This window comes from Pantoea sp. Cy-639 (assembly GCF_011752525.1).
Classification (GTDB): Bacteria; Pseudomonadota; Gammaproteobacteria; order Pseudomonadales; family Pseudomonadaceae; genus Aquipseudomonas.
This window is the reverse complement of sequence record NZ_VWXI01000008.1, coordinates 150,535-174,589: the sequence shown is the minus strand read 5'-3', so window position 1 is coordinate 174,589 and position 24,055 is coordinate 150,535. Positions and strand designations below refer to the sequence as shown.

General features: G+C 65.9%; 19 protein-coding genes and 1 pseudogene. 7 read left to right on the top strand and 13 right to left on the bottom strand.

The window, feature by feature from the left end; genetic code table 11:
- Nucleotides 1–273: 273 nt before the first annotated feature.
- A complete protein-coding gene (locus tag F3J43_RS24300; RefSeq protein WP_166886313.1) occupies nt 274–1,179 on the bottom strand; it encodes a helix-turn-helix domain-containing protein in 906 nt (301 codons plus the stop codon).
- Nucleotides 1,180–1,341: 162 nt separating this feature from the next.
- Between F3J43_RS24300 and F3J43_RS12410 the strand changes: the two genes are divergently transcribed.
- The 6 genes from F3J43_RS12410 to F3J43_RS12385 all read left to right on the top strand — a co-directional run bounded on the left by F3J43_RS12410 (nt 1,342) and on the right by F3J43_RS12385 (nt 7,334).
- A complete protein-coding gene (locus F3J43_RS12410; protein WP_166886310.1) occupies nt 1,342–2,700 on the top strand; it encodes a glutamine synthetase family protein in 1,359 nt (452 codons plus the stop codon).
- A 97-nt stretch (nt 2,701–2,797) separates the two neighbouring features.
- The gene (locus F3J43_RS12405) at nt 2,798–3,886 is read left to right on the top strand and encodes a polyamine ABC transporter substrate-binding protein (protein ID WP_166886307.1); all 1,089 of its coding nucleotides are present in this window, start codon (nt 2,798–2,800) and stop codon (nt 3,884–3,886) included.
- Between the two features lie 13 nt (nt 3,887–3,899).
- Complete coding sequence (locus tag F3J43_RS12400) at nt 3,900–5,195, top strand: NAD(P)/FAD-dependent oxidoreductase (RefSeq protein WP_166886304.1); 1,296 nt, start codon at nt 3,900–3,902, stop codon at nt 5,193–5,195.
- Nucleotides 5,196–5,322: 127 nt separating this feature from the next.
- Complete coding sequence (locus F3J43_RS12395) at nt 5,323–6,000, top strand: DUF3313 domain-containing protein (protein ID WP_166886301.1); 678 nt, start codon at nt 5,323–5,325, stop codon at nt 5,998–6,000.
- Nucleotides 6,001–6,264: 264 nt separating this feature from the next.
- Nucleotides 6,265–6,858, top strand: coding sequence for a DUF1842 domain-containing protein (locus F3J43_RS12390; protein WP_166886298.1), 594 nt, complete (start codon nt 6,265–6,267; stop codon nt 6,856–6,858).
- Between the two features lie 20 nt (nt 6,859–6,878).
- The gene (locus tag F3J43_RS12385; protein WP_166886295.1) at nt 6,879–7,334 is read left to right on the top strand and encodes a DUF1842 domain-containing protein; all 456 of its coding nucleotides are present in this window, start codon (nt 6,879–6,881) and stop codon (nt 7,332–7,334) included.
- Nucleotides 7,335–7,417: 83 nt separating this feature from the next.
- On the opposite strand, the gene F3J43_RS12380 is transcribed toward F3J43_RS12385, so the two are convergent.
- On the bottom strand, nt 7,418–8,719 hold the full coding sequence (locus tag F3J43_RS12380) for a serine/threonine transporter (RefSeq protein ID WP_166886292.1): 1,302 nt from the start codon (nt 8,717–8,719) through the stop codon (nt 7,418–7,420).
- Nucleotides 8,720–8,875: 156 nt separating this feature from the next.
- Nucleotides 8,876–10,252, bottom strand: coding sequence for an L-serine ammonia-lyase (locus F3J43_RS12375; protein ID WP_166886289.1), 1,377 nt, complete (start codon nt 10,250–10,252; stop codon nt 8,876–8,878).
- Between the two features lie 146 nt (nt 10,253–10,398).
- Between F3J43_RS12375 and F3J43_RS12370 the strand changes: the two genes are divergently transcribed.
- Nucleotides 10,399–11,340: a LysR substrate-binding domain-containing protein gene (locus F3J43_RS12370; RefSeq protein WP_166886286.1), complete on the top strand. Its 942-nt coding sequence runs from the start codon at nt 10,399–10,401 to the stop codon at nt 11,338–11,340.
- On the opposite strand, the gene F3J43_RS12365 is transcribed toward F3J43_RS12370, so the two are convergent.
- The 10 genes and pseudogenes from F3J43_RS12365 to F3J43_RS12320 all read right to left on the bottom strand — a co-directional run bounded on the left by F3J43_RS12365 (nt 11,341) and on the right by F3J43_RS12320 (nt 23,980).
- A complete protein-coding gene (locus tag F3J43_RS12365) occupies nt 11,341–12,708 on the bottom strand; it encodes an undecaprenyl-phosphate glucose phosphotransferase (protein WP_205297817.1) in 1,368 nt (455 codons plus the stop codon). It lies immediately after the preceding gene.
- A 405-nt stretch (nt 12,709–13,113) separates the two neighbouring features.
- Nucleotides 13,114–13,872: a WecB/TagA/CpsF family glycosyltransferase gene (locus F3J43_RS12360; protein WP_166886280.1), complete on the bottom strand. Its 759-nt coding sequence runs from the start codon at nt 13,870–13,872 to the stop codon at nt 13,114–13,116.
- Entirely contained in the window at nt 13,872–15,059 is a 1,188-nt protein-coding gene (locus tag F3J43_RS12355; RefSeq protein WP_166886277.1) for a glycosyltransferase family 2 protein, read from the bottom strand. The genes F3J43_RS12360 and F3J43_RS12355 overlap by 1 nt, the downstream gene beginning before the upstream one ends.
- On the bottom strand, nt 15,056–16,258 hold the full coding sequence (locus tag F3J43_RS12350) for a glycosyltransferase (RefSeq protein WP_166886274.1): 1,203 nt from the start codon (nt 16,256–16,258) through the stop codon (nt 15,056–15,058). Before F3J43_RS12350 ends, F3J43_RS12355 begins: the two co-directional genes overlap by 4 nt.
- Before the next feature lie 11 nt (nt 16,259–16,269).
- Nucleotides 16,270–19,245 carry a DUF535 family protein gene (locus F3J43_RS12345; RefSeq protein ID WP_166886271.1) on the bottom strand — a complete coding sequence of 992 codons (2,976 nt, stop codon included), beginning with the start codon at nt 19,243–19,245 and terminating at the stop codon, nt 16,270–16,272.
- A gap of 7 nt (nt 19,246–19,252) precedes the next feature.
- Nucleotides 19,253–20,227, bottom strand: a complete 975-nt coding sequence (locus F3J43_RS12340; protein WP_166886267.1) for a glycosyltransferase family 2 protein — start codon at nt 20,225–20,227, stop codon at nt 19,253–19,255.
- A gap of 31 nt (nt 20,228–20,258) precedes the next feature.
- Nucleotides 20,259–20,792, bottom strand: coding sequence for a serine O-acetyltransferase (locus F3J43_RS12335; protein ID WP_166886264.1), 534 nt, complete (start codon nt 20,790–20,792; stop codon nt 20,259–20,261).
- 13 nt (nt 20,793–20,805) lie between these two features.
- Nucleotides 20,806–21,762, bottom strand: coding sequence for a glycosyltransferase family 2 protein (locus tag F3J43_RS12330; protein ID WP_166886262.1), 957 nt, complete (start codon nt 21,760–21,762; stop codon nt 20,806–20,808).
- Nucleotides 21,755–22,054 (bottom strand): annotated as a pseudogene (locus tag F3J43_RS24430) (acyltransferase); the annotation flags it as partial. The pseudogene F3J43_RS24430 and the gene F3J43_RS12330, both read right to left, overlap by 8 nt.
- Nucleotides 22,055–22,507: 453 nt before the next feature.
- Complete coding sequence (locus F3J43_RS12320; protein WP_166886256.1) at nt 22,508–23,980, bottom strand: FAD-dependent oxidoreductase; 1,473 nt, start codon at nt 23,978–23,980, stop codon at nt 22,508–22,510.
- Nucleotides 23,981–24,055 lie beyond the last annotated feature (75 nt).

Here is a 24,055-nt window from a genome sequence, read left to right as displayed (position 1 = left end):
GGGTCGACCGGTGTATCGCTGCAATGCTCGGCCGCAAACCCGCGGCCCCATCAAACCAGGGGTGGTTGCCCACGCCTGGCAGGGTTATTTCGGCTCAAGGACAAGGAGATGGCCTACAGCTGAAAGTCGTGAGTGTCTGAAATTGATTACGCCAGGTCAATCGGCATCGCTACATCGTCAGCAGCGTCGGTGAATATCAGGGGCGCATCGGCACGATCGCGCACCTCGATCCCGAGCCTGCAGCGCCATGGCCAGGACGCCCCGCCCAGCAGCTCAGGCCCCTCCCCGCGCACGCTTGAGCGTCTCGCTCGGCAGCTCGCGAAACAGCTGGCGGTAGCTCTCGGAAAACCGCCCCAGGTGCCAGAACGACCAGCGCATGGCCACCTCGGCCACTGTGACGTCGGCCTCGCGCAACAGGTCCCGGCGTGCGCCATTGAGCCTGCGCAGACGCAGCCAATGCGCGGGGGGCAACCCGGTGAAAGCCTTGAATGCCTGCTGCAGTTGACGCAGCGACACGCCCGCGACCTGGGCCAGCTCCAGCAGGTTGAGGGTCTCCTCGGGGCAGTCGGCCGACCATTCGCTGACCCGCCGCATGATCGCCCGCTCCTCGTCGCGCCGCCCCAGGGCATCGCCCTGCAGGCGCTGGCCGGCGTTGTCGAGAATGAACAGGCAGTCTTCCAGCAGTTGCTCGGCCAGCGCCCTGCCCTCCAGCGCGCAGTCCGCCTGGCCCAGGCGACTGAGCGTGGCGCTCAGCCAGTTGCCGAACAGGGTGTTCTGCCGGCAGGTCAGCGGCACCATGAACAAGCCCCGCAGGCGTTCCATGTCCAGGCCATGGCTGCGCAGGAACGATTGTTCGAACACCACCGCCACTTCCTGGTAGTTCTCCGGAGTGATCCAGATATTGCGACTGTCCTCGTTGAGCAGGTACAGGCTGTTTTCGCTGCGGTCGAAACAGAACGCCAGTGCGCCGCTGGGCGCACGGAAAAACTGCTCGACCCGAGTGTTCAGGCGCTCCTCGTACACCTCCACGCCCTCGAGCCCCAACCAGCGCAGCTGACCGCTGAAATGCCCCGGGGACATCTGCCGGTACTGCTGCTGCCAACCTGGGGTGGCGCGGGTCTGTTCGGTCACATCGGTGGTGCGGTAATCCTGCACTTGCAAGGCGGTTGGCGTTGTCACGCGCTGTCCTATTGCACTCTTTTGGTGCATTCAACGACGACAAAAGTGGATAGATCGGCCCGGCGGGCTGCGCCCAAGATAGTCCTCAGCGGCACCTGTGGGAAGTGACCCTGCGTGCAGGCCACCGCTCCCAGCACAAAAAAAACCAACCACGAGGTCTGTATGAACGCCCCCTTCGATCAGCTGTCCACCTGGCTGAAAGAACACCGGATCACCGAAGTCGAATGCGTGATCAGCGACCTGACCGGCATCGCCCGCGGCAAGATCGCCCCGACCGCCAAGTTTCTCCATGAGCGCGGCATGCGCCTGCCAGAAAGCGTGCTGCTGCAGACCGTCACCGGTGACTACGTCGACGACGACATCTACTACAGCCTGCTCGACGCCGCCGACATCGACATGGTCTGCCGCCCCGACCCCACGGCGGTGTACCAGATCCCTTGGGCCATCGAACCGACTGCTATCGTCATCCACGACACCTTCGACAAACAAGGCAATCCCATCGAGCTGTCGCCGCGCAACGTGCTCAAGAAGGTCCTCAAGCTGTACGCGGACAAGGGCTGGCAGCCGATCGTCGCGCCGGAGATGGAGTTCTACCTGACCCAGCGCTGCGAAGACCCCGACCTGCCGCTGCAAGTGCCACTGGGCCGCTCCGGCCGCGCCGAAAGTGGCCGCCAGTCCTTCTCCATCGATGCCGCCAACGAATTCGACCCACTGTTCGAGGATGTCTACGACTGGTGCGAACTCCAGGGCCTGGACCTGGACACGCTGATCCACGAGGACGGCCCGGCGCAGATGGAGATCAACTTCCGCCATGGCGATGCCCTCGACCTGGCCGACCAGATCACCGTGTTCAAGCGCACGATGCGCGAGGCCGCGCTCAAGCACAACGTCACCGCCACCTTCATGGCCAAGCCGATCACCGATGAGCCGGGCAGTGCCATGCACCTGCACCAGAGCGTGGTCGACATCGCCACCGGCAAGCCGATCTTCGCCAATGAAGACGGCAGCATGAGCGAACTGTTCCTGCACCATATCGGCGGCCTGCAGAAGTACATCCCCAAGCTGCTGCCGATGTTCGCGCCGAACGTCAACTCGTTCCGCCGCTTCCTGCCCGACACCTCGGCGCCGGTGAACGTCGAGTGGGGCGAGGAGAACCGTACCGCCGGCCTGCGCGTGCCGACTTCCAGCCCCGAGGCGATGCGGGTCGAGAACCGCCTGCCGGGCGCCGACGCCAACCCCTACCTGGCCATCGCCGCCAGCCTGCTGTGCGGCTACATCGGCATGGTCGAGCGGATCGAGCCGAGCGCGCCGGTACAGGGCCGGGCCTACGAGCGGCGCAACCTGCGCCTGCCGATCACCATCGAGGATGCGCTGCAGCACATGGAAGACTGCGAGGTGGTGCAGCAGTACCTGGGCCAGCAATTCGTCCAGGGCTACGTGGCGGTCAAGCGTGCCGAACACGAGAACTTCAAGCGCGTGATCAGCTCGTGGGAGCGTGAGTTCCTGCTGCTGAGCGTGTGAAGAACAACGCCATGTGACTGCTTGTATGGGAGCGGACCCGCTCCCATGCCACCACTACACGTGCCACGACCCAGAACAAGACCAACGAGGTGTCGACATGCGTCATCTGCAAGCCCTGATCCCCGCAACCTTCGCCCTGCTCTGCGGCGCTGCCGCCCAGGCCCAGCCCACGGTCAGCGTGTACAACTGGACCGACTACATCGGCAGCACCACCCTGGCGGATTTCCAGGCCAGCAGCGGGATCAAGGTGGTCTATGACGTGTTCGACTCCAACGAGACCCTGGAGGGCAAGTTGCTGGCCGGGCGTACCGGCTACGACGTGGTGGTGCCCTCCAACCATTTCCTCGCCCGCCAGGCCCAGGCCGGCGCGTTCCTGCCACTGGACCGCAGCAAGCTGCCCAACTGGCAGCACCTGGACCCGAAACTGCTCAAGCAGCTGGAGCAGAACGACCCCGGCAACCAGTACGCCGCCCCCTACCTGTGGGGTACCAACGGCATCGGCTACAACGTCGACAAGGTCAAGGCGGCACTGGGCATCGACAAAGTCGACTCCTGGGCCGTGCTGTTCGAGCCGGAGAACCTGAAGAAACTCAAGCAGTGCGGTGTCGCCTTCATGGACTCGCCCGACGAGCTGTTCCCGGCCATGCTCAACTACCTGGGCCTGGACCCACGCAGCGAAAAGGCCGCCGACTATGCCAAGGCCGAGGCGCGGCTGCTGGAACTGCGTCCGTACATCACCTACTTCCACTCCTCCAAGTACGTCTCGGACCTGGCCAACGGCGACGTCTGCGTGGCCTTCGGCTACTCCGGCGACGTGTTCCAGGCCGCCAACCGCGCGGTGGAAGCGAACAACGGCGTGAAGATCGCCTACAGCATCCCCAAGGAAGGCAGCAACCTGTGGTTCGACCTGCTGGCCATCCCCAAGGACTCGGCCAACCCGGAACAGGCACTGGCCTTCATCAACTACCTGCTCGACCCGCAGGTGATCGCCAAGGTCAGCGCCGCCGTCGGCTATGCCAACGCCAACCCCGAGGCCAAGCGCTACATGGACGCATCGCTGGTCGACAACCCCGAGGTCTACCCACCCCAGGAGGTGCTGGACAAGCTCTACGTGTCCAGCACGCCGAGCCCGCAGATCATGCGGGTCATGACCCGTTCCTGGAGCAAGATCAAGTCCAACCGCTGAGCCGAGCCCGCCCATGCCACACATGACTGAACACACCGCCTCCTACTACGCCGCCACGGCGCGCCAGGCGGCTCCCTACCCTGTGCTCGAGCAGGACCTGCAAGCCGACGTGTGCGTGGTCGGCGGTGGCCTGACCGGGGTCAACGCGGCCCTGGAACTGGCCGAACGCGGCCTCTCGGTGGTGTTGCTGGAAGCCCGGCGGATCGGCTGGGGCGCCAGTGGCCGCAACGGCGGCCAGCTGATTCGCGGGATCGGCCACGACGTCTCGGGGTTTGCCCGCCACGTTGGCCAGGATGGCGTGCGCTACCTCAAGCAGGCCGGCATCGACTCGGTGGCGCTGGTGGCCCGGCGCATCGAGCAGTACGCCATCGCCTGCGACCTGCGCTGGGGCTTCTGCGAACTGGCCAACACCCCGGCGCAGTTCGCCGCCTTTGCCGACGAGCAGCGCGAGCTGGCCGAGCTCGGCTATCGCCACGAAACCCGCCTGGTCGAGCCCGGGCGCATGCATGAGGTAGTGGCCAGCGACCTGTACGCCGGAGGCCTGGTGGACATGGGCTCGGGCCACTTGCACCCGCTCGACCTGGTGCAGGGCGAAGCCCGCGCGGCCCACGGCCTGGGGGTGCGGATCTTCGAGCAGAGCCCGGTGCTGCGTATCGACCACGGCGCCACGGTGACCCTGCACACCGCGCGCGGCAAGGTCCGCGCGCAACACCTGGTGCTCGGCTGCAACGCCCACCTAGACGAACTGGAACCGCGCCTGAGCGGCAAGGTGCTGCCCGCCGGTAGCTACGTGGTGGCCACCGCGCCACTGCCCGAAGCCCTCGCGCGCACGCTGATTCCACAGAACATGGCGCTGTGCGACCAGAAGGTAGGCCTGGACTACTACCGGCTGACTGCCGACCGGCGCCTGCTGTTCGGCGGCGCCTGCCACTACTCCGGGCGCGACCCGAAGGACATCGGCGCCTACATGCGGCCCAAGGTGCTCAAGGTGTTCCCGCAACTGGCGGATGTGCGCCTGGACTACCAATGGGGCGGCATGATCGGCATCACTGCCAACCGCTTCCCCCAGGTCGGCCGGCTCAGCCAGCACCCCAACGTGTACTACGCCCAGGGCTACTCCGGGCACGGTCTCAACGTCACCCACTGGACCGCGAAGCTGCTGGCCGAGGCCATCGCCACCCAGGCCAGCCAGGGCCTGGACGTGTTCAGCGCGGTGCCGCACCTGACCTTCCCCGGCGGCAAGGCCCTGCGCTCGCCACTGCTGGCGCTGGGGATGCTGTGGTACCGACTGCGTGAGGCGTTGGGCTGAAGCCCTGCAGAACTGGCCATTTCCGTGAGCTGGAGCAGAATCTTCCGACACGCCGGGCAAGGTGCTGGCCATCCGCCTGGCACCTGCTAGCGTTGATCTGGCCAACCCACACATGGAACCCGTCATCATGATGCAACTGCCCCGCGCCACCCTGCTGTGCGCTGCTGTGCTGGCACTGGTTGCCTGCTCCAGCAACAAGGTCGACCCCAAGGACTATTCCGGGTTTCTCAAGGACTACAGTCGCCTGAAGCCTGCACAAAGCGCGTCCGGGACGCCGGTGATGCGCTGGATCGATCCGGACGTCAAGGCCAGCCGCTACACCAAGGTGTTCATCGAGCCCAGCCAGTACTACCCCAAGCCACAACCGACCGCGGTGATTTCGGCGCAGACCCTGCAGCAGATCACCCGCTACTTCAACGAGGCGATGCGTCGCGAACTGGGCAGCGTGCTGACCCTGGTCAAGACCCCGGGCGCGGACACCATCGTGGTACGCCCGGCGATCACCGCAGTGTCCACCAGCAACGAGGGGCTCAAGCCCTACGAGGTGATCCCCATCGCCCTGGTCGCCGCCGCCGTCAATACCGCCGCCGGCGGGCGTGACCAGGACGTGGACATCGGCGTCGAGGCCGCGTTCCTCGACGGCAGCAGCCAGCAGGTGCTGGCCCAGGTGGTACGCAAGGGCAACGGCAAGGCCCTGGAGAACGACACCCAGCAACTGACCCTCGACGACGTCAAGCCCGTGCTCGACGGCTGGGCCAGGGACATGCGTCGCAGTTTCGTGGCACTGCAACGCAAAGCGAAATGAGTGACCAGTCAGTCAAGTTCTGAACCGCTCGTCGGAGATACTGCAAAAAGGCCATCACTGCCTGGCCGCCCTGCTTAACTCAAGCGGGCTGCCAGGCAGGCGGCACCATGTACCAGGGATGGCTGCACAAGCCGGCTGCCAACAGCCGCTCGCACCGGGCACGCCAGTTCATCCGCCCGTTCTCCTGCCTTTCCCCGCCTCTTCCGCCCGCCTGCGCCAGTCGTGGTAACGGTCTGTCATTCATCGAATGCAATGGAGGCAATCATGTCTGAATCGCTACTCGCACCCGCCGAAGGCCTGTTCCCGGTGTCCTATCTCGTCGGCGCCAACCTGCCGGGCGCCCCGCGCCTGGAACTCAACCTGCTGGTCTATACACCCGATCGCAGCGTGCGTGGCCACGCACAGCTGACCCAGGCCACCAACCCGCCGCTGGACCTGCACCTGGATGTCTGGGGTACCTACAGCTACCTGTCCGTGCAGCCACCGAGCGAAGGCAAGATCCTGCTCACCCTGCGCGGCAACCAAGGCGGTCCGCAGGCCAATTCGCCGATCCAGCTGAACCTGCAAGGACTGCTGGAGCTCGACTGGCAACGCGGTTTGGCCAACTACCGCTATTACAGCGGCCAGCGCTGGATCGAGATCGACAATGCGCCGGTGGTCCTGCAGCCCCAGCACGTGCAGACCCTGGCCAACGTCGACCTGCAGCGTGAGCTGCACAGCGCCACCCTGGAGGCGGCCATCGCCACCGGCGATGTCGCGCAGCTCAAGCAGCTGGCCAGCGGCGCCGTGGGCAAGGCCCTCGACCAGGCCATCGCCTCGACCAAGAGCCCGGCCGGCAAGGCCGCCAAGAAAGCCTGAGCAGACAAGGAGAATCAGCAATGGCCATCGGACTTTTCCATACCCGCCTGAACGTTGGCAACGGCCTGCCTGGCGCACCGTTCCTGACCCTCGACCTGCTGGTGAACGTGGTGAGCAAGAAAGTCACCGGCAAGGCCCGCCTGTACCAGGCCACCCATCCGGTGCAGGTGTTCCACGCCGATGTCTGGGGCAGCTACAGCGAACTGCCGTTCGTGCCAGCCGCCAGCCCGTCGGTGATCCTGCACCTGGACGGCAGCCCCAGCGGCCCGTTCAGCCAGATCGCCCAGACCTTCCACTTGCAAGGCCTGCTGGACAAGGCCTGGAGCCATGGCACCGCCAGCTACCGGTACTTCGCCAACGGCCACTGGATCGACCAGCATGGCCGGGTACGCAAGGTCCCGGAGATCACCCACCAGGACCACGCCAGGCCAGCCGAGCGCCTGAAGGCGGCGATCAAGCACCTGGAACACGCCTGATCTGAAAAACGTCGCGGGGCCGGCCCGCTCCCACGCCATCATCGCGGCGTGGGAGCGGGCCGGCCCCGCGATGCCTCACCGGTTCAGGCGACGAAGCTGTAGACGATCGCCGACAGCGTGATCAAGCCGATCAGCACCACGAACACATTCGACAGCGTGCCCGAGTACTGACGCAGCGCCGGTACCTTGCGCACCGCGTACATCGGCATCAGGAACAGCAGGCAGGCGATCACCGGCCCACCGAGGCTTTCGATCAGCCCGAGAATGCTCGGATTGAGGGTCGCCACCGCCCAGCAGGTCACCACCATGAACAGCGCCGTGGCCCGCTCCAGGCGTTTGGCCGGCCAAGCCTTGCCACGCCCGCGCAGGCTCTTGACGATCATGCCCTGGAAGCCTTCGCTGGCGCCGATGTAGTGGCCCAGGAACGACTTGGTGATCGCCACCAGGGCGATCAATGGCGCGACGAAGGCGATCACCGGGGTCTGGAAGTGGTTGGCCAGGTACGACAGGATCGAGATGTTCTGCGCCTTGGCCGCGGCCAGGTCGCCAGGGCTCAGGGCCAGCACGCAGCTGAAGCAGAAGAACATCACCGTCAGCACCATCATCACGTGGGCGGTGGCCAGGGTGCGCCCGCTCTTGCGGTCGGCGTCGGCCCCGTAGCGGTGTTTCTGGTCGACGGCGAAGGCCGAAATGATCGGCGAGTGGTTGAACGAGAACACCATCACCGGAATCGCCAGCCACAGGGTCAGCAACAGCTTCGAGGCGCTGATGCCCTCATTGGCCTGGGCGAAGAACGCGCCGTTCCAGTTGGGCACCAGGCTCACCGCCAACAGCAGCAGCGAGGCGACGAAGGGGTACACCAGCACGCTCATGGCCTTGACGATCAACTGCTGGCCACAGCGCACGATGATCATCAGCCCGCAGATCAGCAGCAGTGCCAGCAAGGCACGGGGTGGCGGGGTCAGGTGCAGTTGGTGCTCGAGGAAGCTGGTCAGGGTGTTGGTCAATGCCACGCTGTACACCAGCAGGATCGGGAAGATGGCGAAAAAGTACAGCAGGGTGATCAGCTTGCCGGCGCCGGTGCCGAAGTGCTCTTCCACCACCTCGGTGATGTCCTCGCTGCCGCCCTTGCGCCCGGAGAGCACGAAGCGGGTCAGCGCGCGGTGGGCGAAGAAGGTCATGGGGAAGGCCAGCAACGCCAGGATCAGCAGCGGCCAGAAGCCCCCTACCCCGGCGTTGATCGGCAGGAACAGGGTGCCGGCACCGATGGCGGTGCCATACAGGCCCAGGGCCCAGGTGGTGTCGTGACGGTTCCAGGTGGTCGAGCCCGTCGCCGGGGCAGCCGAATCCGCACGAACGCTCGTGGTGCTTTGTACATCAGTCATGGGTATCGCCTTTGTAGTTGTTTTTGTCGCAGGTACAGCGGGTGTTGCAGGTTCAGCAGGATGTTGCAGTGACGCATGCCGGAGCGGGCGTGCCCGGCGATGGGCATTGCCTCGCCATCACGGGGCAAGCCCGCTCCCGAAAGTCAGCGCTTGGACTCAGCACTCGACGAACGCGACGGCCAGGCCGCCACGGGAGGTCTCCTTGTAGTTCGCGTGCATGTCGGCGCCGGTATCGCGCATGGTGCGGATCACCCGGTCGAGGGAGATGAAGTGCTCGCCGTCGCCACGCAGGGCCATCTGCACGGCATTGATCGCCTTCACCGCGGCGATGGCGTTGCGTTCGATGCACGGAATCTGCACCAGTCCACCGACCGGGTCGCAGGTCAGCCCAAGATTGTGCTCCAAGGCGATCTCAGCGGCGTTCTCCAGTTGCGGCGGGGTCGCCCCCAGCACCTCGGCCAGACCCGCGGCGGCCATCGAGCAGGCCGAACCGACCTCGCCCTGGCAGCCCACTTCGGCCCCGGAAATCGAAGCGTTCTTCTTGCACAGGATGCCGACTGCGGCAGCGGCCAGCAGGAAGGCCACCACGTCGTCGTCGCAGGCACCGGGGTTGAACTTCATGTAGTAGTGCAACACCGCCGGAATGATCCCGGCCGCACCGTTGGTGGGCGCGGTGACCATGCGCCCGCCGGCGGCGTTCTCCTCGTTGACCGCCAGGGCGAACAGGTTGACCCACTCCATGGCGCTGAGGGTTGAGCCGATCACGTTGGGCTTGCCCAGCTCCTGCAGGCTGCGGTGCAGGCGCGCGGCGCGACGCTTGACGTTGAGCCCGCCAGGCAGGATGCCTTCGTTGCGCAGGCCATTGTCGACGCATTCGCCCATGGCCGCCCAGATCTTCAGCAGGCCTTCACGTACCTCGTGCTCCGGGCGCCAGGCGCACTCATTGGCCAGCATCAGCTGGCTGACGCTGAGGTTGTGGGCCTTGCACAGGGCCAGCAGTTGCGCGCCGCTGGAGAACTCGTAGGGCAGCTCGACCTGGCCTTCGCTGGCCTGGGGCGCATCGATCTCGCCGGCTTCGAGGATGAAGCCGCCGCCAATGGAGTAGTAGGTCTGGACGAACAGGCTGCCCTGTTCGTCGAAACACTCAAGGCTCATGGCATTGGGATGATAGGCCAGGTTCTCGTCGAGCAGGCGCATGTCACGGGCGTACTGGAACACCACCGGATGACTGCCATCGAGCATCAGGCACTGCTCCTGCAGCAAGTGGGCGATGCGCGGCTCGATGCTGTGCGGGTCGATCCGGTCCGGCCACTGGCCCATGAGGCCCAGCAGGCAGGCACGGTCGGTGGCATGGCCAACGCCGGTGGCCGACAGCGAGCCGTACAGGCGCACCTCGACACGGCTCACCCGTGCCAGCAGGTCACGCTCACGCAGCGCCTGGGCGAATGTCGCCGCGGCGCGCATGGGGCCGACGGTATGGGAGCTGGAGGGACCGATGCCAATCTTGAAAAGGTCGAAAACACTGATAGCCATGCTAATGCCTGGCCGTGAAGGCGATAGGTGCCTGCTCACGGCTCTCTGTAAAAATTGAACGGTACTGCAAAGTTGCGCGATACTGCCGCGCTCCGGTTGGCTTGACCAACGAAACTTTCTACACAAGCCTTTAGTGGGACTAAACGATGAAGGGGCCACTCAACGGCCAGGTGTTCGTCTGGCTGCATGTGTTTTCCTGCGCCGCCCGGCACCTGTCGTTCACCCGCTGCGCCGAGGAACTGCATATCACCCCCGGCGCGGTCAGCCAGCAGATGCGTCAACTCGAAGAGCGCCTCGGTTTTCGCCTGTTCCTGCGCCGGGCCCGGGGCGTCGAGCTGTCCGCCGAGGGCCAGCGCCTGGCGCAGACCGTGGCCGAGGCCTACGGCAGCATCGAGAGCGAGCTGCTGCGCCTGGACGCCGGCGAGATCCGCGGCACCCTGCGCCTGCGCTCGATCCCCTCGTTCCTGGCCAAGTGGCTGACGCCGCGCCTGCCCCGCTTCCAGCAGCGCTACCCGGACATCGAACTGCGCCTGGTGGCCGAAGACAGCAACCAGGCCCTGCACCCGGAAGACTTCGACCTGGCCATCGACCTCAACGACGGCAGCTACCCGGGCATGCTGTCCACGCCATTGCTGGACGAGCAGATCTTCCCGGTCTGCTCCCCCGCCCTGCTGCGTGGGCGTCCACCGCTGCATGGCCCGGCCGACCTGGCGCACTACCCGCTGCTGCACGACATCACCGCCTGGCGCGGCAGTTCGGAGTACGCCGAGTGGGAGTTCTACCTGGATGGCATCGGCGCGGACGGCCTGGACGTACGCCGTGGCCATACCTTCAACCGCAATCACCTGACCATCGAGGCGGCGATCGCCGGTATCGGCGTGGCCATCGCCCGGCGCACGCTGCTCAACGACGAACTGGAACGGGGCGCGCTGATCGTGCCGTTCGGCATGCCGATCGCCAATCACAAGCGCTATGTGCTGCTCTATCCGCCTGGTGGCCTCAACCAGCCCGGCGCGCGTGCCGTGCATGACTGGCTGGTGGAGGAAGCGCAGGGGTTCCGGGCCCTGCACCCGCTGGCGCTCGGCTGACTAATAGGCCTGCTTGCCGGTGAAGGCGTTGAGGGTACGGACCAGGATCACGAAATCCAGCCACAGCGACCAGTTGTTGATGTACTCGATGTCCGAGTCGACCCGCTGGATCATTTGCGCGATGTCCTTGGTCTCGCCACGGAAACCGCGGACCTGGGCCAGTCCCGTCATCCCAGGCTTGATGTTGTGGCGGGCGAAGTAGTCGACGATGTCCTGGGAATACAGGGTGTCGTGCTGCAGCGCATGGGGGCGCGGACCGACCAGCGACATCTCGCCGGTGATCACGTTGAACAGTTGCGGCAGCTCGTCGAGGCTGGTGCGGCGGATGAAGCCACCGATCCGGGTCAGCCGCGGGTCGTTCTTCTGCGCCTGCTCGATCACCCCGGCCTCGGGCTGATGCACATGCATGCTCCTGAACTTCCAGATGCGGAACGACTCGCCGGTCCAGCCGGTGCGCTCCTGGCGGAAGAACACCGGCCCCGGGCTGTCGAGCTTGATCACCACGGCGATGGTCAGCAGTACCGGCGAAGCGCAGAGCAGGATCAGCGCCGCCAGCACCCGGTCCTCGAGGTTCTTGAGGAACAGGCTCATCCCGGTCAGCGGGGTCTCCGACAAGGTCAGCACCGGGATCCCGGCGATTTCCCGCACGCTGTGGTTGATCAGCCGCAGCGAGAAGATGTCCGGCACCCAGTTCACCGCGATGCACTTGTCCAGCAGCTTGAGGTAGACGTCGTTGATCACGTCCGACCCACCCAGCGGGGTCACCAGGTAGACGGTGCGAATGGCATGCCGGGCAACGATGGCATCGAGCTCGCGGATATGCCCCAGCACCGGTAGCGGCGGCAGGCTCTGCGGGTTGTCGTCGGCCTCGGCCTCGCCGATCAACAGACAGCCGATCACCCGCTCGCCCAGCCACGGGTTGTTGCTGATCTTCAGGTAGAGGAAATTGGCCAGGTCGCCGGAGCCGATGATCAGCACGTTCTCCGGACGCGAAGCATGGGCCATGAAGTGTTTCTGCGCCTCGCGCACGATGAAGTGCAGGAACAGCTGTACCGCGTAGCCAATCACGAACAACTGCGCCACCAGCAACCGCGAGTACTCCTGGCTCTGCTTGGTGAGGAACGCCATGACCGCGAGGAAGCAGAACGTCGCCGACCAGGCCTTGAACAGGCGGAACGCCTTGGTGGTCAGGCCGACATTGCTGCGGTAGATGCCGTAGTGGTCGTAGATCACCGCCAGGGCGCCGATCAGCAGCAACAGCATGATCACGTAGTCAGAGGTGATGTAGCCGAATTGCTCGTAGATCAGGTACCAGGCCACCCCGGTCACCGCGATACCGTCCAGCCCGGCCTGGAGGGCGTTGCTCACGCTGCTCCGGCGCTGGAGCACGGAGCGGCTGCTTCTGGGTTCGAAAACCATGATCGGACCTCATCGGGTGGACACGTCGGCAACGCTGTTCCCGCAGGCAGGCAAGCGTGCCTGCAACGGACCTTGGCATCCCGACATTGCAGTTCGACGCAATGCTCGATGAGATTCAGGATTATCCAGGACGCAGTCGACATACCGCCCCAAGGCATACGGCATGCGCTCGAGCAAGCGGCATCCGCAAGGTGGCGAAACAGACGAACGAACCAGGCATGCCGCAGACTCCTCCCAGGGACTGGCCCATCCTCGCCAGGCAAGGAAGGTTCCGTCAGAAGGTTGTGATATCACTGTAGCAGTGCCTCGCTGGCCGCGTAGGACATGTCGCTCTGATCGCCCATTGTGGCGCAATCACCCCGTGCCAGCTCGCTTCGCCTCGGCCCTGGCATAGTCCAGCACGCGCCAGAGGAACAGTGGATTGCCCAGCACATAGCGGGTGAACAAGCGCTTGGGTTCGCGCAACAGCCGATACAGCCACTCGCAACCGAACCGACGGACCCAGCGCGGAGCACGGGTGACCTTGCCGCCGAGAAAATCCAGGATCGCCCCGCCACAGACAATCACACAAGGCCCGGCACTGGCCGCCAGGGCAGCGGCGACTGTCTCCTGCCGAGGCATGCCCATGCCCAGCACGATCAACGCAGGCTGGTGTGCCCTGGCCAGTTCGACATAGGTGGCGACTTCGGAAAAGCCTTCCTGCAAAGAGACAGAGCGCACCCCGAACTCGGCCACGCAGCGCTGCATCGCCTGGCCCAGGTAAGGCTCGCGGGTGCCCCAGAAGGCCACCGGGCGCCCATTGAATGCCGTCAGCAAGCGGGGGATGAAATCAGTGCCATTGAGGTTCAGCCCCGGCGCCTGCCCCAACCGCCGTTGCAGGATCGCCATGCCGGAACCATCGCGCAGCAACAGGTCGGCAGCGGCCAGGGTCTCGGCAAAACCCATGTCGGTGGCGGCCATGTTCAAGGCATGGGCATTGACGAAGGCCAGCACCAGGGGCCGTTCGGGCTGCGCCAGCGTCTGCAGCAGTCGCTGCTCGTCGGCCAGGTCATGGACCACCATGAGCTTGTCCAGCACCCGGCGCCAACGCGCTTGCCATTCTGGCCCGGGCATCAGTCGCCGTCCCGCTTCGAGCGTACCCAGTCGACCTGGCGCCGAATCAGGAACTTCAGGTACACAGGGATCTTCCGGACCGCGTAGAACGGCGCGTACAGCAGCACAGAGAATGGCAGCTGCTCGCGGGCGAAACGCCCCCAGGCAAGCAGGACCGCGCCAGACAGCAAGCCTGCGGCACAGGTGGCGAGCAGCGCCGGCGCCAGGCTGCCCGACAGGGCGAAGAACAGCCAGCACACCACCAGCAGTGCCATCAGGGTCAGGCTCAGCAGGGCCAGCGGCGGCACCAGCAGATCGATGGTCATGGCCAGCAGCGCCCAGTTGCGCTGGGCGAAGGCACGTGCGACCAACCCCGGCGCATCGGCCAGGATCAAGCCCAGGTGGCCGTGCTCCCAACGGGTCCGCTGGCTGGTCAAGCCCTCGTCGCTGCTGGGAAACTGGCTGGTCACCAGTGCCTGCGGGCAGAACAGCGGCGGCTTGCCGTCCCGGCACAGCTCCAGCCCGAGCTTGATGTCCTCCACCAGGTGGCCACTGGCCAGTTCGCTGGCGGCCAGGTCCTTCCAGGCGAACGCCATGCCCGCCCCCATCAACTGGCACGGCAGCCCGAGACGCGACCAGCCCCGGGCCCGCACCAGGTTCTTCACCCGCCAGGCGAACTCGGCGATCAGCACTTTCACCCCCGCCCCGGCGGGTGCGCGCATCAGGTACAGCGACTGCACCGGCCGGCCACTGGCCAGGCAGCAGCGTGCCAGTTGCTCGATGGCGTCTTCGGCCACCAGGCAATCGGCGTCGATGATCACCACCACGTCCGGCGGCTGCTGCGCCAGCTGGCGTACACCATGGTCCAGCGCATAGCCCTTGCCACGCCGCTCGGCATCCTGGCGCTCGACCACCTGGGCGCCAGCGCCGCGGGCCAGCGCCGCGGTGTCATCGCTGCAGTTGTCCGCCACCACCAGCAGGGTGTCGTCTTCGCGCAACTGCGGGATGATGCTGGCCAGCGATGCACGGATGACCGATGCCTCGTCATGGGCCGGCACCAGCACCGCCACCCTGCCCCGCGCCGTGCTGGTCGATGGCAGCCAAGGCCCTGGCAGGCAGGCCAGCAAGACCTGGAGGAACAGCACCAGCACCGGCAGCAGCACGACCACTGCCAGTGCTCCCAGCAACCAAGCCAACAGGGTAATCATGCCAAGCCCTTCAGATAACCGGCCAACCTGGCCGCTTCGGTATCGATGTCATGACGCTGCAGGACACGCTGACAGGCCGCATCGCCCATGCGCTGAAGCGCCGCCTGGGGCAATGCCAGGCACTGCGCCATGGCCTCGGCCAGCGCCTCGACCGCGCCGGCCGGGAACAGCCAGCCGTTCTCGCCAGGAATCACCAGCTCCGGAATACCGGCGACATAGGTAGTCAGCACCGGGCGGCGCAATGCCATGGCCTCCATGATGACCACCGGCAGCCCCTCGGCGAAGCTGGGCAGGACCAGCGCCCGGGCCGCCAGCAGCTCCTCGCGCACCTGTGCGCCGCTGATCCAGCCGGTAATCCGCACCCGGTCCTGCAGATTGTGGCGGACAACCAAGGCCTCGATTTCACCACGCATTTCACCATCGCCGGCCAGTACCAGCTCGCAGGCTATCCCGCTGTCGGCCAGGCGTCGCACGGCCTCCAGCAGCAGCAACTGACCCTTCTGTTCGCACAGGCGGCCCACGCAGACCAACCGTGGCGCCTCGGGCACTGCCACGCTGTATCCCGCGTGGAAGTGCTGCTCCAGGCCGCAGTGCACCACCTTCACCTTGCGCCACTGCGCATGCTCGACCCAGCGCAGCAACTGGCTGCGACCGTAGCTGCTGATGGCCACGACGAACGCCGCCCGGCGAACCTTTTCGCCAAGGTGCAAGAATTGCGGCTTGTCGAACTCTTCAGGCCCATGCACGGTGAAACTGTAGGGTGGCCCGCCAAGAGCGCTGGCCAGCATGGCCACCTCGGTCGAGTTGGTGCCGAAATGCGCGTGCACATGTTCTGCGTCAAAGGCATTCAGCCACTGCAGCAGACAGCAGGCCTCAGCCAGGTAAACGAGGTGATAGGGCCACGCCCGGTCAGCGCGCACGCCCATTCGCAGGGCCAGCCACAAGGCCCGGCCGAACAGCCGCGGTCGCTCGCGCAACACCTGCAGCATCGGGCGCAACAAGCCCTTGAGCCCTCCTTGCAGCACATAGCGGGTCCTGTCTCGCTCGGCCAGGTCCTCGGCGTCCTGCAACTCGGCGTCCCAGCCACGCAGGGCGATTCGCTCGATCTCGAAGCCCTGCCGTTGCAGCGCCAGGATCTCCCGGCGAATGAAGCTGTGGCTGACCTTGGGATACTGGTTGATGAAGTAAGCGATACGCATAAGCCCCCGAATCAATACCGCGAGGTGAGCGAGCGGTGCGTCTGAGCTCCCGTCGCCACGCCTGTGGCGAGTACGTCCTGATAGATCCGCTGCAGCTCCGTGGCCTGGTCGCTGCACAAGGTGATGCCGGTCTTGAAACTGTTGCGGTGCTGCAGGTAACGCTGCGGATCATCCAGGATGTCGGCCAATGCCTTGGCCAGGTACTGGGCATCGGCGCTCAGTGGAATGATCGTGCCATTGACCCCGTCGACGATGTCCTCGACCGTGCCGCCGGCGTCGGTGCTGACCACCCAGATATCGCGCACCAGTGCCTCGCGTACCGCCAGACCGAAGGTTTCCTTCCACTGCGTGGGAAACAGCAGCACATCGATGCCCGCAAAGAATTCGTCGATGTTCTCCTGTGTATAGCCCGGAATGACACTGACCGTGCCGGAAATCCTGACGCTGTGCCGGTTGTAGGAACGAAAGCCCAGATTCAGCAGGTTGTCGACCAGCTTCAGTTCATAGTCGGAACGTTCCAGCGCGGCAAACGCACGACTGATCAGGGTCACCCCCTTGATCGCGGTGTTGCCGCCGACATAGCCGAAGCGCAAGCGCTGCCCTGGCTGGCGCTGATAGCCGGGCCCCGGGGGGAGGATGCCGTTGCGGTTGATCCGTACCTTCTCCGGGGCGAAGCCATTGGCCAGGTAGAGCTGCCTGGCGAAAGCGCTCGGCGCCAGCAGCATGTCGGCCTGCTGCAAGGTCTCGGCCAGCAGGCGCTGACGCTGCTCGTTCAATGCCGGATCGTCGACGCAGGTCGCGCAGACATCGCTGTGGATCCGGGTCTGACCACAATAGCGGCCCTTGCCATCGATCATGAACTGACGGGCGCAGATCCACCACGCATCGTGTAGCGTGACCACGAAGGGAATGCCCGCCTGGCGGCAGCTCGACGCCAGCAGCGCGCCCAGGCCCTGGATCGAATGCAGGTGCACGATGTCCGGTGCCACGCTGGCAAGCACCGTCGCGAACGCTTGCAGCGTCGCGGGGTTGTCGAAGTCATCACGGGCGCTGCGCGCGTCCGGCAGCCCCATGCCCAGCACAGTGGCGCCCTGTGCTTCATAGCGGTACAGCCCGTAGGCATCGACTTCGGTCAACGGCAACGAGGTGAAGACGAATGGCTGCCACTGCGACGACAGGCCCAGCAGCCGCACCATCTGCTCTGCCACCACGGTGGCGCCGCCAAAACTGCGTGGGGCGAAGAAGATGTTGGCCGCCAGCACCCGCAGCCGCCGGGGGCCGGACAGCGCTGGCAGGCACTCGCCCAGTTGCGCCTCGCTTTCGACCCAGGCCACCTGGCCCATGCCGGTATCACCCATCGCCGCTGCCAGCTCCGGTGTGGCGGCGAGCCCCCGTTCGCAGGCCAGCAAGGCCTCGCGGTACAACTGCACGCCACCGATCAGCCGTTCGGCCTCATGCGCGGGCAAGGCGTCGAGCGCATGCGCCTGGCGATAGGCCTGTGGCGCGAACACCTGCTCGTCGCAGTCCCAGTAGCGCTCCACCTTCAAGCGCCCCGCCTCGGCGATCAGCGCCAGCGCCTCGGGCAGCGCCGGCACGCGGTGCAGGATCAGCGTCGAGCAGGTCTGCACGGCTGACAGGCAGGCGTCCTGTGCCCGCCAGTCGTGTACCTGGCAGCGATAGCCCAGCCCCTCCAGCCACTGCCGCAGCTGCGCCGCCCGGGGTGGCAGGCCAGCGCTGGCATCGAGGCTGGCGACCAGCAGCACATCGCCAGGGAACAGGGTACTGGCCGCCACCGTCGGGGCCGCCAGCGGCAAGTCATGGTGACGCCCGTCAGGACGCTCCCACAGCAGGCTCGGCCCTTGCCGGCGCAGCTCTCGCCACAGCTTGCGCAACGTGCGATAGCTTCCGGCCTTGCGCAGGTAGGCGACGAAACGCTGGTCGGCCCGCGGCTCGCGCAGCAACTGCGCCTTGAGCACCTGCAGCCGGTCCCGCCAGGACGGGGCGAGCGCCGAGGGCCGGTCCGCCAGCAACGCCGGGCCGAGCCGCTGCCGATGCACGGCCAGCGGCGACTGCCCGGCGCCACCGGGCAGGAACGTGTCGATCCGCGCGAACAGCGCCTCGAGCAGCGCCTGGCGCCGGCGGTACATGGCCCGCTTCTTCGGCGCGACCTCCTCGGCAGCGCGCTGCGCCGAGGCCAGGGGAAGACTGAAGAAGTCTTCCCGCTCCGAGGCTGTCGCGCCGTTCTCTTGCCAGATGGTGTCGTAGTTGGCGGCCAGCTCATGGGCCTTGTCGGCCCCGAAATAAGGGTGGCGGTGATGCCGGCAGTCGTCGGCCACTGCGTAGATCCGCTCGACCCCGACATTGCGGGCGAGGCCTTTGAGCGCCTCGATCAGCAGGCTCCTGGGGCGCAGCCCTTCGAAGTCCTTGGTCAGATCGCGGTAGATGTTCAGCGAAGTCTCGCTGTCGATGCCCTTGTGGATCCCCTGCACGGCACCGATGAACATCGCCAGCCCAGCGTCGGCGCGCTGCAGGGTAAAGGCCAGCGAGGCCACGCGCAGGTTGCCCTGGAACAGGTTCAGCACCAGTTCGCCCTCGCGCTTGAACCATATCGGCCGGTCCAGCACCAGCGTGCACCCAGGGGAGTAGTCCGACAGTTCGCAGATCACCAGGTATTCGTCACGCCCGAACAGCAACAGGCCAGGCAGTTGCCCCGCCACCACTTCATAGTGCGAGGCCACGGCGTCGAAGCGTTGGCTGGCTTCCCAGCATTTGCTGATATACGGCCACTGCACCACGCCGACGCAGTCCACCCCCAGCCGGGCAAGGCCCTCACGCCCCAAGGCCGCCGACATGCGTTGCAGGAAGCGGCGCAACTCGGCCCGCTGCCTGACCATCAGGATGGCCAGCTTGCCAGTGCTCTTCAGTGCCCGCAGCGAATAGCCTGGTTGGAGGGTGAGGACACTCTTGACGATCGCGCGATAGAACATGGTGTCCTCACTTGTACTCGATCAGTGCCGTCCTGCTGCCAGACAGCCGGCTCAGCAGGAACTTCACCTGCCCCAGCATCTCGGGAAACTTGCCGAGCACCAGGAATGTCGCCTGCAACCAGTTCTCGCGGGCCGACCTGACGCCGCGCAGCGCCAGGCGCGTGACCTGTACAGGGTAGACCAGCAGCAACGACGCGCCCCAGGGCCCGCACGACAGGGTGGCGGCAACGACGCCCAGCGGCAGGCCCAACCCCCACCACCAGGCACGCCGCGACTCGCGCCGCCAATGGCGCTCCGGCGTCGAGCCATGCAGCGCGGCGCCCTCGGCGAAGGCATGCCCGGCGCGCAGGCTGCGCCGCCACCATTGGCCGAAACGGGTCATCGCCGCGTCGTGCAGGGTCATCTCGCCATCGAGCCGCCAGATCTTCCAGCCCTGGGCCCGCAGGCGCACGCACAGCTCAGGCTCCTCGCCGGCGATCATGCCCGCGCGGAAACCGCCCGCAGCGGCGAACGCCTCGGCCCTCATCAGCGCATCACCGCCGCAGGCCATTGCCTCGCCCACCGGGGTATCCCATTCCAGGTCGCACAACAGGTTGTATACCGAACGCTCGGGGTGGCGCTCACGGCGCCGGCCACAAACCACCGCGACCTGCGGATGCTCATCGAGAAATGCCCGCGCCTGCGCCAGCCAGCCCTCTGCCACCTCGCAGTCGCCGTCGACGAACTGCACGTAGCGCAGTTGCGGCAACTGCTGGCGCAGGCAGGCGAAGCCCTCGTTGCGGGCGCGGGCGGCGGTGAACGGGATCGACAGGTCGAGTGCCAGCACCTCGGCCCCGCGGGCATGGGCCAGTTGCACCGAATCGTCGGTCGAGCCCGAATCGACATAGACCAGGCGGTCCACGCCGACGGCCAGCGAGGCCAGACAGCGCGCCAGGCGCGCGCCCTCGTTACGACCGATCACCACGACTCCGATCCCTGTCACGCGCAGGCCTCGCTCGACTGTCCTGAAGGGCTCACTCCTCGGCGCCTGGCATCACGTCCCGCAGCGACTTGCGCGGCTTGACGGTGGCCGGCACGCCGACGGCGATGCAGTTGTCCGGCACATCCATCAGCACCACGGCATTGGCGCCGATCACCACGTTGTCGCCAATGCGGATGGCGCCCAGGATCTTGGCCCCGGTCCCGATGTCCACGTTGTTGCCGAACACCGGTGCCACCGGTGTGTCGACGTTCTTGAGCCCCACCACCACACCGTTGCGGATCCGGCAGTCATCGCCGAAGCGGGCATAGCCACTGACGACGATGCCGCCGAAATGGTCGATGACGAAATTGCGGCCGATCTCGACCTCGCAGGGCAGTTCGATGCCGGTGAGTACCTGTACCAGCTTGAACAATAGCTTGTAGACCAACGACAGCAGCTTGCGCAGCAACGCCGGACGCACGCCGTAGCGCCAGCGCCCGAAGCGGTACACCAGCATCACCCAGAAGCCCTGGGCCCCCCAGTCGCCACCGTACGCGCGCAGGTCGGCGCGGATATTGTCGAGCATGGCTTCTCCCTGGCTAACGGGTCGGTTGGCTGGCGAAACGGGTCTTGCGCAACAACGACCAGGTAGTCCGGGTGTGTCGCCAGCAAGCGGCGATGGCCGCCAGACCCCGCCCCTTGAGCAGCGCCTTGAGCGCCAGCAGCAGGTCGCCCAGGCCTACCAGCAGCATGTGCAAGGCCAGGCCGCCGATACCATGGTGCTTGCGAAAGTACAGCAGCTCGCTTTCGATCTGGTAGCTGGAGATCTGCCGGCTGGCGGCCTCCAGCGCGGCGACCGACTTGGAGCTCTCGCCACCGATGTGCACCACGGTGGTGTGCGGGTAGTACACCACCTTCCAGCCCGCCTGCTTGACCCGCTTGCAGTGGTCGACCTCCTCGTAGTAGAGGAAGTAGCGTGGGTCGAACAGACCCACCTGGTCGAGCACCTCGCGGCGGATCAGGTAGAAGCATCCCGGCAGCCAGTCGCACTCGCGCACGGCGTTGTGGTCCCAGTCCATCTCGTCGACCATCTTCAGCCCCGGGAAGAAACGCCCCAGCCCGGTGCGGGCGACGAACACGTTCAATGGCGTGGGGAAGTACCGGCAGCTCGGCTGCAGATCACCGTCGCGCCCGACCAGGCGCACTCCCAGCACGCCGCAATCGGGGTGTTCGTCCATGTAGTCGAGGGTCTTGGCCAGCGAGTCGACGGCCACGAAGGCGTCGGTGTTGAGCAGCAGCGCGTAGCGGCCGCGCAGATGGTCGAGCAGCTGGTTGTTGGCACGGCCGAAACCGACGTTCCTGGCGTTGCGCAGCAACAACGCCTCGGGGCATACCTCGGCCATGCGCTGCAGCGAATCGTCCACCGAGGCATTGTCCACCACCAGGTAGCTGGCCAGCACCTCGCCTCCTGCCCGGCGCAAGGCGTCGAACATAGGCTGCAACAGCGAAGCGGTGTTGAAGTTGACCACCATCACATCGACCGGCTTGCTATCCATGGTCTTCATTCCCGAAGAAGTACTGGCGCCGCCGCGCCGCCAGGATCGGCTCCAGTTCCGGGTCGTAGGCCCCCTGGCGCTGGTTGATCAGGTCGATCCACGGATACGCCGCGCAGCGCTCCTCGACCCGCTTGATCAGCGCCTCGGTGGTGCAGATGAACTTCGCCGGATTGCCGCCGACCACCGTACCGGGGGCGACATCCTTGGTCACCACCGCGCCGGCGGCGACGATCGCGTTGGGGCCGATGGTCACCCGCGGCATGACGATGGCGCCATGGCCGATGAAACAGTTGTCCTTGATATCGATGTAGCCCACCGAGTCGAGGTGCTTGCCGGTGGCGAACTCGATCAGCGCGACCACGCCGTCATGACCGATCAGCGTGCAGTCCGACAGCCCGACATTGGTGCCCAGGCGCACCAGGGTCGGGTCGGTGACGTTGCATCCGGGGTTGATGTGGATGTTCTCGCCTACCGAGTAGAACTTGCCCCAGCGCCCGAGGTAGGCGCCCCAGTCACGGGCGTTGGGGTTGCAGAATTTCTTGTAGGTCGAACCAGCACGACCTGTCGTGGTGGCGTAGTACGCCACTGCCCTGCGCATCCATCCGAACATGCTGCGTGCCTCGCGAGTCTGGTGTTGCTGGACTGTTCCTGAGGCGATGGGGTCAGTGGTACCTGCTGTCGACCGTGTCGCGCTCACTCCCTCTGCACTCTCCCTCATGCCTACATGGTGGCGCCCTCCCAGGCATCAGCTGGCAACGACCACGCCGTTCGCCGAGCGCAGGCGCTCATCCAGATGGTCCACCAGGCGCAGCGCGAACTGCAGCAGTGGCATGGTCGGGTTGGCGGCGGCGCCGCGGGCGTAGATGCTGCTGCCGGCCACGTACAGGTTGTTCGTGCCGAACACCTTGCAGTCATGGTCGACCACCCCGTGTTCGGGGGAGGCGGCCATCCGCGTGGTGCCCATGTGGTGGGCATGGGGCTCGAGCTTGAGAGGCTTGCTGGTGTCGTAGACGAATTCGTTGAGCTTGATGAAGCCCTCGCCACTGTCGGCGAACTGCTTGGCCAGCTCGGTGCCGATGCACTTGATGGTGTGGCGGTCCTCGGGGGTCAGCGCCCAGTTGACGTTGACCTTGGCCACCCCGAGGGCGTCCTTTTCACGGTGCAACGTCACCCGGCTCTGCAGGTTGGGACACTGCTCGATCATGGTGCCGATGATGCCATCGCCCGGGCAGCTGAAGTTGGCGATGAAATCGATCTTGTCGGCTACTTCCCAGCGGCACGCCAGGCTTTCCAGGAACTGCTTGACCTCGGCCATGCGCCCGTAGGTCTTGACCTGGTCCAGCACCGCTGCCGAGACATTGCCCTTGCCCGCCTTGTAGGTCTTGGCGAAGGCCTCGCTGGTGTAGTACGAGCGCAGGCCGGTGTCCTGCCCCGACTTGAGAATGAACGTGCCCATCTCGACATTCAGGTGATCCATCAGGCAGCGCCCGACCATGCCGTCCTTGCCGACCACGCCGGCCGCCGCCAGCGAGCCGCTGTTGAGCAACTGCCGGGCGTTCTCGATGGCCCCCATTGCCAGCACGAACTGCTTGGCCACTACCGCCTCACGGTGCCGCTCATAGTCCGAGACCATCACCGAGGCCAGGTTGCCGCTGGCCTTGTCGAAGTGCAGGTCGACGCAGTTGCAGTTGATGAACACATCGAGGCCGGGGGTATCGTTGAGCGCCGCGGCGTACTTCTGTGCAAAGCGCGTCGGTGGGCTGAGCAGGAAGCGGTCCGCATCGAACTCGCCGCCGTTCAAGGCGGTGTTCACCGCGCGAAAGTCCGCCCCTTGCTCAAGGTCGACGATATCCATTGCCGCCGGCAGGTAACGCTCGACCTCGGCGTAGGCAATGGGCCAGCCAGGCAGCGCGCCGGGAGGCGGATCGCTGAAGTCCGAGGCGTCGAACGGCCGGCAGCGCCCTGCCCAGTGGTTGGACGTGCCGCCCAAAAAGCGCAGGCGGGTGTCATGGGGGTACAGCTCCAGGCCCGACGAAGTGCAGGTGTAGAAGTCCTGCGAACGCTCCGCGTAGGCCTGGCCTCCGGCCTCCAGCAGCGCCACGCTCCAGCCGGCCTTGGCCAGGCGCAAGGCCAAGGTGATGCCGGCCGGCCCCGCGCCGACGATGCAGACGTCGTAGAGCACGCGCAGGGTCTTCTGTGTCTGATAGTCCTTGATCATGCCTGCCCGTCCCTGAAGTAGTGAGAAGGCAACACCCACCCGTTGATCAGCACGAAATCCGTCTGCGCCACGACT